Origin of the sequence: Tabrizicola sp. (genome assembly GCF_041911175.1) — a bacterium.
GTDB lineage: Bacteria > Pseudomonadota > Alphaproteobacteria > Rhodobacterales > Rhodobacteraceae > Tabrizicola.
Genome location: NZ_JAYRPN010000085.1, coordinates 1 through 11,361 on the forward strand (window position 1 = coordinate 1; position 11,361 = coordinate 11,361).

Below are 11,361 nucleotides of genomic sequence, written 5' to 3' on the forward strand. Positions count from 1 at the left end.
CCTCGGCCGGGATCGGCGCGCGGGGGACGGCTGCGGGGGCGGGCGTGGGGGTGGCGGCGGCGGCCTGGGCCCCGGAGGCCCCGGCGACGGTGCGGGCGACGTCTTCCTTCATCACCCGGCCGTCGCGCCCGGTGCCCTTGACGGCGTCGGCGGAAAGCCCGGCCTCGGCCAGCGCCTTCTTGGCGGAGGGGGCGTTCTCCACGTCCGACCGCGGGGTCACTTCCTCATGCCCTGCGCCGGGGGAGCCGACGGCGGCGGCGGCCTCGATCTTCGGGTCCTCGGTCTTCGGCTTCTGGGCGGTGGGGTCGGTCTTGGTCGCCGTGGCGCCCTCGGTCACGATGGCGAGACGGGCGTTGGCGGCGACCGTGGTGCCTTCCGGTGCCAGGATTTCGGCGAGGACGCCCGCGACGGGCGAGGGGACCTCGACCGACACCTTGTCGGTCTCCAGCTCGCATAGCATCTCGTCCTGCTTCACCGCATCGCCCGGTTTCTTGAACCAGGTCGAAACGGTGGCCTCGGACACGGATTCGCCAAGGGCGGGAACCATAACGTCAGTCATTTGTCAGTCTCCGGTCTTTCCGAGGGTCACTTGAGGCCAAGGGCCTGGGCGACGAGGGTTTGCTGTTCGAACTTGTGGCGGGAGGCGAGGCCCGTGGCGGGCGAGGCGCTGGCATTGCGTCCGGCATAGGACATGCGGGTGGGCTTGCCGCGGACCTTGGTCAGGATCACTTCCATGTCGGGCTCGATGAAGAGCCAGGCGCCCTGGTTCTTCGGTTCCTCCTGGCACCAGACGAATTCGGCCTTCGGGAAGCGGGCGAGTTCCTGGCTGAGCGAGATCGTGGGCAGCGGGTAAAGCTGTTCCACGCGGAGGAGGTAGGTGTCTTCCAGACCCTGCGCATCGCGTTCGGCAAGAAGGTCGTAGTAGACCTTGCCGGAGCAGAGGACGACGCGTTTGATCTTGTCGTCGGGTTTCAGCTTCAGCGTCGAGTTGCCCTTCTGCGCGTCGTCCCAGAGGACGCGGTGGAAGGTGGACCCATCGGTGAAATCCTCGGCCCGGGAGATCGCCATCGGATGCCGCAGGAGCGACTTCGGCGTCATCAGGACCAGGGGCTTGCGGTAGGTCCGGTGCAGCTGGCGGCGCAGGATGTGGAAGTAGTTGGCGGGCGTCGAGCAGTTGGCGACGATCCAGTTGTCCTCTGCGCTGAGTTGCAGGAAACGCTCCAGCCGGGCGGAGGAATGTTCGGGGCCCTGGCCTTCGTAGCCATGCGGCAGCAGCATCACGAGGCCGGACATCCGCAGCCATTTCGATTCGCCCGAGTTGATGAACTGGTCGATCATGATCTGCGCGCCGTTGGCGAAATCGCCGAACTGGGCTTCCCAGAGGGTCAGCGCATTCGGCTCCGACAGCGAATAGCCGTACTCGAAGCCGAGGACGGCATATTCCGACAGCATCGAGTCGATCACCTCATACCGCGCCTGGCCGGGGCGGATGTGGTTCAGCGGGTAGTAGCGTTCCTCGGTCACCTGGTCGACCCAGCCGGAATGGCGCTGGGAGAAGGTGCCGCGCGTGCAGTCCTGACCCGAGAGGCGGACGGGGAAGCCTTCCAGCTCCAGCGAGCCGAAGGCCAGCGCCTCGGCGGTCGCCCAGTCGAAGCCTTGACCTTTTGCAAACATTTCCCGCTTGGCTTCCAGCTGGCGAGCCACCGTCTTGTGCATATCGAACCCGTCGGGGATTCGGGTCAGCGCCGCGCCAACCTCGGCCAGCGTCTCGGATTTGATCCAGGTCTCACCGCGCTGGTAGTTGTTCAGGTCCTTGGTCTGCAGGTTCTTCCAGCGGCCATCCAGCCAGTCGGCCTTGTTCGGCAGGAAGGCTTTTCCGGCCTCGAACTCCTCGTTCAGCCGGGCCTGGAAGGCGGCCTTCATCTGCTCGATCTCGCCCTCGGGGATCAGCCCGTCGGCAACAAGGCGGTCGGTGTAAAGCTGCAGCGTGGTCTTCTGCTTGCGGATGCGGTTGTACATCGCCGGGTTGGTGAACATCGGCTCGTCGCCTTCGTTGTGACCGAAGCGGCGGTAGCAGAAGATGTCGATCACCACGTCCTTGTGGAACTTCTGCCGGAATTCGGTCGCGACCTTGGCGGCGTGGACCACGGCTTCGGGGTCGTCGCCGTTGACGTGGAAGATCGGCGCCTCGACCATCAGGGCGATGTCGGTCGGATAGGGCGAGGTGCGGCTGAAGGCCGGGGCGGTGGTGAAGCCGATCTGGTTGTTGACGATGATGTGGATGCAGCCGCCGGTGCGGTGGCCCTTGATGCCCGACAGTTGCAGGCATTCGGCCACCACGCCCTGACCGGCAAAAGCCGCGTCGCCGTGGAGAAGGATCGGCAGGACGGCCATGCGGTCGGTCGTGTCGTTCAGCTGGTCCTGCTTGGCGCGGACCTTGCCCAGCACCACCGGGTTCACCGCCTCCAGGTGCGAGGGGTTGGCGGTCAGCGAGAGGTGAACCTTGTTGCCGTCGAACTCGCGGTCCGAAGAGGCCCCGAGGTGGTATTTCACGTCGCCCGAACCATCCACGTCCTCGGGCTTGTAGGAACCGCCCTGAAATTCGTGGAAGATCGCGCGGTAGGGCTTCATCATCACGTTCGCCAGCACCGACAAGCGGCCCCGGTGCGGCATGCCGATGATCACGTCCCTGACCCCCAGCGCGCCGCCGCGCTTGATGATCTGTTCCATCGCCGGGATCAGGCTTTCGCCGCCGTCGAGGCCGAAGCGCTTGGTGCCCATGTACTTGACATGCAGGAACTTCTCATAGCCCTCGGCTTCGACCAGCTTGTTCAGGATCGCCTTGCGGCCCTCGCGGGTGAACTGGATTTCCTTGCCGTAGCCTTCGATCCGCTCCTTCAGCCACGAGGCCTGTTCTGGGTCGGAGATGTGCATGTACTGCAGCGCGAAGGTGCCGCAATAGGTGCGCTTCAGGATGTCGATGATCTCGCGCATGCTGGCATGGGTCAGGCCCAGCACGTTGTCGATGAAGATCGGCCGGTCCATGTCGGCCTCGGAGAAGCCGTAGGAGGCCGGGTCAAGCTCGGGGTGGTTGCCACGCTCGGTCATCCCCAGCGGGTCGAGGTCGGCGGCGAGGTGGCCACGGATCCGGTAGGCGCGGATGATCATCAGGGCGCGGATCGAGTCGAGGACGGCGCGCTGGATCTGGTCGGTGGAGAGGGGCACGCCCGCCTCGGCGGCCTTGGCGGCGATCTTCTCGCCCGCGGCCTTCGCCTCTTTCACCGGGGTCTGGGGCCATTCGCCGGTGAGGGCGGCGGTCAGGTCGTCCACCGGCTGCGGCGGCCAGTCGGCCCTTGCCCAGCTTGGCCCCGTGGCGGCGCGCTTGGCGTCCAGCTCGCTGTCGCCGAGGGCGCGGAAGAACTCGGCCCAGGCCGGGTCGACCGAATTCGGGTCGGCGGCATGGCGCGCGGCCAGCTGGTCGACGTAGTCGGCATTGGCCCCGTCGAGGAAGGACGAGGCGGCGAAGGCGGCGGTGGGGGATTGGTCGGTCATGGGGTTACCTCGGAGGGAGGGGCGATGTTGGGCACGGCAGGGACGGCAGGGCAGCGACGGATGGTCGGTTCATGGCCGTGTCCCAGGCACGGCCCATTCCGGAACGGAGAGCAGCGTGGAGAAAACGGCGCCGGTCTCGAACGTCTGGCCCAGACGCTCGCCCACCCTTGCGGGATCGAAGGTCACAACGACTTCCTGCAAGCTCATCCGAGTAGCCATGAACTCGGCACCACTCGTCTCGACGGCAAAGAATTCGGGCTCACGCGGGAAGGCTAGGCGCGGAAAGTTCTGGCTCGCAACAGCAAGCGACCGGGGCACACCAAGCGCACAATACGTCAACCGCGTCGGTTTGTCCCGTGCTATGATCAGGAGCAGCGCCCCTGTTTCCGGGTCTATCAGCAGCGTGTTTTCCGGATTGGCCAGACGTGCTGAGTAGCTTTCCACATATTGGTTGAACGCCGACCGGAATTCTTCCCAGTCGGACTGCGGCGACGACGCCTCGAGGCGGGCGGGCTGCCAGGTTGCAGCCAACTCAACCAATGCGACGCCGTACTTCGTCTTGTCATCGAGAGGCAGCGAAGCGCGGGACAAGCCCACACCGAGCAACCGGTCAACGACAGACGCCGGTTCGGTAGACGGAACCGAACAGATGGTCATGATGCGGCTGATCCAAAGCGGCTCGGCGTCTGTCATGCCCGAGGCAAGGCAAACGGAGGTCGCCAGAAGGAACAACCGCGCGATCTTCATCCGCGAATCGCCTTCAGCACCGCCTCACCCAACCCCGCCGGGCTGTCGGCCACAACGATCCCGGCGCTGAGCATGGCCTGGATCTTCGACTCCGCATCGCCCTTGCCACCGGCCACGATGGCCCCGGCATGGCCCATGCGGCGGCCGGGGGGGGCGGTGCGGCCGGCGATGAAACCGGCGGTGGGCTTCCAGCGGCCCTTCTTCTTTTCGTCGGCAAGGAACTGGGCGGCGTCCTCCTCGGCGCTGCCGCCGATCTCGCCGATCATGATGATGGAGTGGGTGTCGGGATCGGCCAGGAACATCTCCAGCACGTCGATGTGTTCGGTGCCCTTGATCGGGTCGCCGCCGATGCCGACGGCGGTGGTCTGGCCAAGGCCCACGTCGGTCGTCTGCTTCACCGCCTCATAGGTGAGGGTGCCGGAGCGGGAGACGACGCCGACCGAGCCCCTGGAGAAGATCGAGCCCGGCATGATGCCGATCTTGCATTCGCCGGGGGTCAGGACGCCGGGGCAGTTCGGCCCGATCAGCCGCGACTTCGAGTTGATGAGCGCGCGCTTCACTTTCATCATGTCGAGGACCGGGATGCCCTCGGTGATGCAGACGATCAGCGGAATCTCGGCGTCGATGGCCTCCAGGATCGAGTCGGCGGCGAAGGGCGGCGGGACGTAGATCGCGGTGGCATCGGCGCCGGTCTTCGCCACGGCGTCATGGACCGAGTCGAAGACGGGAAGGCCGAGGTGCTCGGTCCCGCCCTTGCCGGGGGTCACGCCTCCGACCATTTTCGTCCCGTAGGCGATGGCCTGTTCGGAGTGGAAGGTGCCCTGGCTGCCGGTGAAGCCTTGGGTGATGACTTTGGTGGCTTTATTGACGAGAACGGCCATCGGGGCCTCCTTCAAGGGTGATCGGGGCAGAGTGGGACATCAGCCCTCTCCGAAGTAGAAGCGCACGCCCGAGTTCTGGTCGGAGGTGCAGACGGGGTCGTTCCCGCCCGAGGTGATGACGGCGACGACACCGTTTGACAGGGTTGCCGTGGTGCAGCCGTTCTCGTCGGTTTCCGTCGTGTCGACCGACACCTGGCCGGAGAAAGACAGATAGCCCAGCAGTTCCGCCGCGCGGGCAGTGCCAAGGCTGGTGCTTTCGACGTGGCAGTAGCCGGGGGTCAGGGACATGTAGGCGATAGTGTCGGTACCGATGCCGGGCTGGAAATTGACCACGCCCATTTCGTTGTCTTCCTCGTGGGTCCAGCCGTAGAGGCCCAGGGCCGAGACGGTCTTGTCGGTCAAGCCCTCTCCCATCGCGCAGGCCGTGTAGCCCTCGATCAACTGGTTCGAGGGATCGGCGTCCTGCGCCAGCACGGGCAGGGGGGCCAGAAGCCCGACAAGGAGGAGGGTCCGGATCACCCCTTCACCGCCTTCACGATTTTCTCCGCCCCGTCCTTCAGGTCATCGGCGGCGATGACGTTCAGGCCGGACTTGCGGATGATGTCCTTGCCAAGCTCGACGTTCGTCCCCTCCAGCCGCACCACCAGCGGGACCTTCAGGCCCACTTCCTTCACCGCCGCGATCACGCCCTCGGCGATGATGTCGCAGCGCATGATGCCGCCGAAGATGTTGACCAGGATGCCCTTCACCTGCGGGTCGGAGGTGATGATCTTGAACGCCTCGGTCACCTTTTCCTTCGTCGCCCCGCCGCCGACGTCAAGGAAGTTGGCGGGCTCGGCGCCGTAGAGCTTGATGATGTCCATCGTGGCCATCGCCAGCCCCGCGCCGTTGACCATGCAGCCGATCTCGCCATCCAAGGCGATATAGTTCAGGTCGAATTTCGAGGCGGCGAGTTCCTTGGGGTCCTCTTCCGTTTCATCCCGCAGGGCGGCGATGTCGGGGTGGCGGTAGATCGCGTTGCCGTCGAAGCCCATCTTCGCGTCGAGAAGCCGCAGGGAGCCGTCCTTCAACAGGCAGAAGGGGTTGATCTCCAGCATGTCCATGTCCTTGTCCAGGAACAGCTGGTAGAGCTTCTTCACGATCCCCACGCATTGCTTGACCTGCCCGCCGGTAAGGCCAAGGGCGAAGGCGACGCGGCGGCCGTGGAAATCCTGCAACCCGGTGGCGGGGTCGATGGTGAAGGTGTGGATCTTCTCGGGCGTGTCATGCGCCACGTCCTCGATCGACATCCCGCCCTCGGTCGAGGCGACGATGGAGATGCGGCTGGTCTGCCGGTCGATCAGGAAGGCGAGGTAGAATTCCTTCTCGATGTCCGAGCCGTCCTCGATGTAGATGCGGTTGACCTGCTTGCCCGCAGGTCCGGTCTGGATGGTGACGAGGGTGCGGCCCAGCATCTGGCGGGCGAATTCGGCGGCCTCGCCGACGCTACGAGCCAGACGGACGCCGCCCTTTTCCCCGGCCTCGGGTTCCTTGAAATGGCCCTTGCCCCGCCCGCCCGCGTGGATTTGCGACTTCACCACCCAGAGCGGGCCGTCAAGCTCACCGGCGGCGGTCTTGGCGTCTTCGGCTTTCAGCACGACGCGACCGTCGCTGACCGGGATGCCGTAGCTGCGCAGAAGCTCTTTCGCCTGGTATTCGTGGATGTTCATGGGGCGCCCCTTCGCGGCCGGGAGTGGTCAAGGGCGTTCTGGCATGGCTTGGCGGGGGTGCCAAACGGCAAATGCCTGTAAAGCGGGCGAAATGCCGGGAAAATGAACGATGTGATCACGGTTGAGAAACGTGTGATCACACGATGGAAAATCGTGATCACATGGTGGCGGTAACGCCAGCCGGGGGGCGAATCATCGCTGCCGTGGCGAGATTGACAAGCTGCGGGGCGCTTGCGAAGGCTGTGGCCGGAAGAGAAGGAGGCCCGACATGCCGCGCCCAAGCGCCAACGACATCACGCAAGGAACCCTGCCGAAGATCAGCCACGGGCGGGGGGTGTATCTGTGGGATGCGGCGGGGCGACAATATATCGACGGCTCGGGCGGGCCTGCGGTGTTCTCCATCGGCCACGGCGATCCGCGGGTGAACGAGGCGGTGGCGAAGCAGATGGAGAAGGTGGCCTATGGCTACCGCTATCTCTTCACCACCGACCCGTTGGAGGAGATGAGCGAGATCATCTGCCAAGCCACCGGGCTGGCGGACATGGTCTATACGACCTCTGGCTCCGAGGCGGTGGAAAGCGCGGTGAAAATCGCGTTGCAGTACCATTTCGACAAGGGCGATCCGAAGCGGGTGAAGTTCATCGCGCGCAAGCGGTCCTGGCACGGCAACACGCTGATGGCGACGGCGCTGTCGGGCTTCGAGGATCGCCAGCTTGCCTTTGCCGGGGCCTTGCCTGCGGTCGGGCGGGTGAGTGCGGCGAATGCCTATCGGTTGCCTTCAGGCGTGACGCAGGCCGGGCTGGTCGCCCATCTGGCGACGGAGCTGGAAGCGGAGATCCTGAGGCTCGGGCCGGAGACGGTGGCCGGGTTCATCTTCGAGCCGGTGGTCGGCGCGGCGGGTGGGGCTCTGCCCGCGCCGGAGGGCTATGCGAAGGCAGTGGCCGAGGTCTGCCGACGGCATGGCGTGCTGGTGATCTGCGACGAGGTGATGTGCGGATCGGGCCGGACCGGGGTCTGGCGCGCGTCGGAGGAGGACGGGATCACGGCGGATATCATCACGGTGGCGAAGTCTTTGTCAGGGGGCTACCTGCCGCTGGGGGCCGCAGTCTACACGCAGGAGATCGCGGATGTGATGGCGGCGGGCCACGGCGGGCCGCTGACCGGGCATACCTATACCGGGCACACGGCCTGTCTGGCGGCTGGGGTGGCGGTGCAGAAGATCGTGGCGGAGGAGGGGCTGCTGGCCCGCATCCGCGACAAGGGCCCGCGCTGGCGGTCGGACCTGCGGGCGCGGATGGCGCATTTGCCGCAGGTCGGCGACGTGCGGGGCCGGGGGTATTTCATCGGGGTGGAGCTGGTGGCGGATCCGGAGACGAAGGCGCCCTTCGCGGCCTCGCTGGGGGTGAACGGGCGCATCCGGGCGGAAGGGCTGCGGCGCGGGCTGATCTGTTATCCCTCGGGCGGGCATGTCGATGGGGCGGCGGGGGATACGGTGATCCTCGCGCCGCCGTTCAATGCAAGCGATGCCGAGCTGGACGAGATCGCCGACAAGCTGGTCGCGACGCTGGAGACGGTGCTCTCCGGGTTGGGCTGAGTGCCGGAGTTTTCGAAAGTCCGGTTCGGAGCCTTCGAAGGCTCCGGTCCGATTTCTTGGAAGAAATCGGGGCCTGGCGGATCAGTTCAGGAACACCGCAAACAGCATCGCATCGCCCTGGACGATATCCTCGAAGTCGCGCCAGGCCTGGCCGCCCATCTGCGGACCCTTCTCGGCGTAGGGGAGGAGCCCCTCGCCCTGGATCCAGGTGACGAGGTCGACGGCGGGCGGGTTCTCGAAGGCCTTTTTCAGGTTGATCCCGGCCTCGGCCCCGAAGCGCCAGTGGGGGATCAGGACTTCGCCCTTCAGCGCCTTTTCCGCGTCGGCGAGGACGGCCTGCCAGCGCTCACCCGTGCCGGGGGGCATGATCAGGCCGAGGCCGGAGACCTGGTTGTCGTTCGGCACCCATTCGCCGGTGTTGTCGGTCTCCAGCGCGACGAGCGACCAGAAGCGGCGGTTTTCCGCGATCATCGACAGGAAGTGGCCATAGGCGTCCTGGGCCAGCGCCTTGTCGGGGGTCTTGGAGAGCGCGATCAGCACCATCGCCACGCGGTCGACCTGGCGACCGAACATCATGTCCATCGCGTTGTTGGGGGGCGTGGTACCCCAGAGGGCGTAGATCTGCTTCGAGGAGTCGATCACCCGCTGGATCGCGGGCTCGGGGTCGTAGGCCAGCGCCGTGGAGGCGAAGCCCGACAGGAAGTGGGTATAGGCCGAAAGCCAGGCGGCGTCGGCGGTGTCGAAGGTGATGACGGGGTCTTCCACCGCGACGCCCATGCCGCGCCCGCCGCCGAGGGCCATGCCGGTGACTTCGGCAAGGGATTCGCCCGGTTCGCGGGTGCCGTTCGCGTTGATGTCGAACCAGAGGTCGGCGATGCGGATCGGGAGCGCGAAGGGCTTGTCACCGAGTGTGGCGAGGGCTTCGCGGGAGGCGTCCATGTCGGCGTCGAGGTTCTTGATCAGCGCGGTGAAGTCGGCGGCCTGGAAGGGGATCGCGTTGGGGTTTTCGGGGATGGGAAGACGGAGGATGGGAAGCTCCGACCAGTCGGCTTTCACCCCGGTCTTCCAGCGCAGTTGCAGCGCCTGTTCGATGCCGCCGAGGAAGCGGAGGCCGGCGAGGGCGAAGAGGTCCTCGTTGCTGGGAGAGGGGAGGGCGGCGAGGCGGGTTTCGGTCGCGTGAAGGCCGGTGCGGGCGATTTCCTCGGAGAGCGTTTCGGCCGACAGGGGCGTGGCGAGGAGGATAGCGAGGGCGAGGCTGCGCATGGGGGGCTCCTTTGTTCAGGAGAGTGTGGGGGTGCCCGTGGCGCGGCGCAAGGTCGGGGAAGCCTCAGGTGGCGGTCCAGAGGACCTGGCCGCGGGGGAGGAGCGTGGGGAGGCGGGTGGGGGTGAAGCCTGCCTGGGTGATGGTGTCCCGAATTGCGGCTTCGGGGACGTGGTAGGGCGGACGGTCGGGGTGGGTGACGACGCCGTCGGGCTGGCGGGTGGAGCCTTGGGCGTCGGAGAGGAAAACGGTGAAAAGGACGCTGCGGAGGTTGGGGAAGCGGCGGAGGTTTGTGAGCGCGGTTTGCAGGGCGGCGTGGGGGAGGTGGGTGAAGACGCCGAAGGCGAGGGCCAGGGTGATCGTGTCGGGGATACCGGGGAAGGCGAAGGTGGCGTCCTCGATCAGGTGGTCTTCGGGGAGCCGGTCCGGGTCGGGGAGTTCGGCGAGCCTCCCGTGGCGCATCAGGGCGAGGGAGGCGTCGGTGCCCCAGTAGTGGCCGGGGTCGAGGTAGGGGACGGCCTTGTGGCCGAGCCGGAGCGCGCCGCAGCCGATGTCGAGGAGGTGGTCCGCGGGCGTCATCCCGGCGGCGAGGAGGGCCTGCATCTGGACGCGGCCCGTCTCGTCCCAGCGGCCGCCGACGATGTCGCGGTGGCGGCCCTTCGCGATGGCGTCCGAATAGAAGCCGGGGGCGAGGTAGGGGGAGGCGAGCCTCAGCTTTTCGGGTCCTTCTGAGGGGCTTTCTGGGAGGCGGCCTTCATGCGGGCGAGGAGTTCCGCCTGCGTTTCGCGGGGGGGCTTCACCGACTTGGGTGCGCCCTTCTGGGCATGGTCGGGGCCGCGGAGGGTGCTGCGGGCACCCTTGGGGTTGCCGGATTTCGAGTAGTCCATCGGGGGGTCTCCGGGGGATGCTGTGGCCCTTGGGGATGCCGGATTCGGGGGGCGGGGGCAAGGGGGTGTGGAAGTGTCCACGGTGGACAAAACTGGGAGTTTCAGGAACTTCAATGGGTTGTGATTTTCTGTTAGGGTGGTGTTAAGGTTTGCGCGGCCAGGCTGCGCGGCATGTCCCGCTACCTCCGCCCCCGCGCGCCCGGTGCGTCCGTCTTCTTCACCGTCGCCTTGGCGGATCGACGGTCGCGATTGCTGGTCGATGAGGTCGCCACCTTGCGCGAAGCGGTACGGATGACCCGGGACGAGCGCCCCTTCCGCATCGACGCCTGGGTCGTCTTGCCGGAGCACATGCACTGCATCTGGACCCTGCCGGAGGGCGATGCGGAGTATTCGCTGCGCTGGAAGGAGATCAAGACCCGGTTCACCAAGTCGGTCGGCCTTGTCGGTCGCCGCAGTGAGTCGAAGGTTGCAAAGGGCGAGGCCGGGCTTTGGCAGCGGCGGTTCTGGGAGCATCATATCCGGGATGAACGGGATTTCACCACGCATCTGCGGTATTGCTGGTGGAATCCGGTCAAGCACGGTCTGGTCGAGCGGGCGGTGGATTGGCCGTATTCGTCGATCCAGCGGGACATTCGCCTGGGCCGATGCGACCCGGAATGGACGGGCATCGAGAGCAAGGGCGATTTCGGGGAGTAGCAACTGTCTTTCACGCGGCCCGTTTCAGGTGGTC

At 66.3% G+C, this 11,361-nt stretch carries 11 protein-coding genes; 2 read left to right on the forward strand and 9 right to left on the reverse strand.

Going from position 1 to position 11,361, the window contains the following annotated elements:
• From ACE3P6_RS11930 to sucC, 6 genes are all read right to left on the reverse strand, one after another.
• A partial coding sequence (locus ACE3P6_RS11930; RefSeq protein WP_374395232.1) for a biotin/lipoyl-containing protein occupies window positions 1-559 on the reverse strand: 559 nt, incomplete at its 3' end.
• A gap of 26 nt (window positions 560-585) precedes the next feature.
• On the reverse strand, window positions 586-3,552 hold the full coding sequence (locus ACE3P6_RS11935) for a 2-oxoglutarate dehydrogenase E1 component (RefSeq protein ID WP_374395235.1): 2,967 nt from the start codon (window positions 3,550-3,552) through the stop codon (window positions 586-588).
• 69 nt (window positions 3,553-3,621) lie between these two features.
• The gene (locus ACE3P6_RS11940; protein WP_374395238.1) at window positions 3,622-4,299 is read right to left on the reverse strand and encodes a hypothetical protein; all 678 of its coding nucleotides are present in this window, start codon (window positions 4,297-4,299) and stop codon (window positions 3,622-3,624) included.
• Window positions 4,296-5,180 carry a succinate--CoA ligase subunit alpha gene (gene sucD, locus ACE3P6_RS11945; RefSeq protein WP_374395240.1) on the reverse strand — a complete coding sequence of 295 codons (885 nt, stop codon included), beginning with the start codon at window positions 5,178-5,180 and terminating at the stop codon, window positions 4,296-4,298. Before sucD ends, ACE3P6_RS11940 begins: the two co-directional genes overlap by 4 nt.
• Window positions 5,181-5,219: 39 nt before the next feature.
• Window positions 5,220-5,699, reverse strand: a complete 480-nt coding sequence (locus ACE3P6_RS11950; RefSeq protein ID WP_374372977.1) for a hypothetical protein — start codon at window positions 5,697-5,699, stop codon at window positions 5,220-5,222.
• A complete protein-coding gene (gene sucC / locus ACE3P6_RS11955; RefSeq protein WP_374395243.1) occupies window positions 5,696-6,889 on the reverse strand; it encodes an ADP-forming succinate--CoA ligase subunit beta in 1,194 nt (397 codons plus the stop codon). Before sucC ends, ACE3P6_RS11950 begins: the two co-directional genes overlap by 4 nt.
• Window positions 6,890-7,157: 268 nt before the next feature.
• Here sucC and ACE3P6_RS11960 point away from each other — a divergent pair, with 268 nt between their 5' ends.
• Window positions 7,158-8,483 (forward strand): aminotransferase class III-fold pyridoxal phosphate-dependent enzyme, encoded by a 1,326-nt coding sequence (locus tag ACE3P6_RS11960; protein ID WP_374395245.1) that lies wholly within the window; start codon window positions 7,158-7,160, stop codon window positions 8,481-8,483.
• A gap of 81 nt (window positions 8,484-8,564) precedes the next feature.
• On the opposite strand, the gene ACE3P6_RS11965 is transcribed toward ACE3P6_RS11960, so the two are convergent.
• From ACE3P6_RS11965 to ACE3P6_RS11975, 3 genes are all read right to left on the reverse strand, one after another.
• Window positions 8,565-9,746: a hypothetical protein gene (locus ACE3P6_RS11965; protein WP_374395247.1), complete on the reverse strand. Its 1,182-nt coding sequence runs from the start codon at window positions 9,744-9,746 to the stop codon at window positions 8,565-8,567.
• Window positions 9,747-9,810: 64 nt separating this feature from the next.
• Window positions 9,811-10,347, reverse strand: coding sequence for a class I SAM-dependent methyltransferase (locus ACE3P6_RS11970; RefSeq protein WP_374395250.1), 537 nt, complete (start codon window positions 10,345-10,347; stop codon window positions 9,811-9,813).
• Window positions 10,348-10,454: 107 nt separating this feature from the next.
• Window positions 10,455-10,631 carry a hypothetical protein gene (locus ACE3P6_RS11975; RefSeq protein ID WP_374395252.1) on the reverse strand — a complete coding sequence of 59 codons (177 nt, stop codon included), beginning with the start codon at window positions 10,629-10,631 and terminating at the stop codon, window positions 10,455-10,457.
• A 171-nt stretch (window positions 10,632-10,802) separates the two neighbouring features.
• Here ACE3P6_RS11975 and ACE3P6_RS11980 point away from each other — a divergent pair, with 171 nt between their 5' ends.
• Complete coding sequence (locus tag ACE3P6_RS11980) at window positions 10,803-11,327, forward strand: transposase (RefSeq protein WP_374395254.1); 525 nt, start codon at window positions 10,803-10,805, stop codon at window positions 11,325-11,327.
• Window positions 11,328-11,361 lie beyond the last annotated feature (34 nt).

Bases quoted from the DNA above. Each gene is read 5' to 3' on its own strand.
- sucC (WP_374395243.1), bottom strand. From the start codon at position 6,889: ATGAACATCCACGAATACCAGGCGAAAGAGCTTCTGCGCAGCTACGGC.
- ACE3P6_RS11935 (WP_374395235.1), bottom strand. From the start codon at position 3,552: ATGACCGACCAATCCCCCACCGCCGCCTTCGCCGCCTCGTCCTTCCTC.
- ACE3P6_RS11975 (WP_374395252.1), bottom strand. From the start codon at position 10,631: ATGGACTACTCGAAATCCGGCAACCCCAAGGGTGCCCGCAGCACCCTC.
- sucD (WP_374395240.1), bottom strand. From the start codon at position 5,180: ATGGCCGTTCTCGTCAATAAAGCCACCAAAGTCATCACCCAAGGCTTC.
- ACE3P6_RS11940 (WP_374395238.1), bottom strand. From the start codon at position 4,299: ATGAAGATCGCGCGGTTGTTCCTTCTGGCGACCTCCGTTTGCCTTGCC.
- ACE3P6_RS11960 (WP_374395245.1), top strand. From the start codon at position 7,158: ATGCCGCGCCCAAGCGCCAACGACATCACGCAAGGAACCCTGCCGAAG.
- ACE3P6_RS11965 (WP_374395247.1), bottom strand. From the start codon at position 9,746: ATGCGCAGCCTCGCCCTCGCTATCCTCCTCGCCACGCCCCTGTCGGCC.
- ACE3P6_RS11970 (WP_374395250.1), bottom strand. From the start codon at position 10,347: ATGCAGGCCCTCCTCGCCGCCGGGATGACGCCCGCGGACCACCTCCTC.
- ACE3P6_RS11980 (WP_374395254.1), top strand. From the start codon at position 10,803: ATGTCCCGCTACCTCCGCCCCCGCGCGCCCGGTGCGTCCGTCTTCTTC.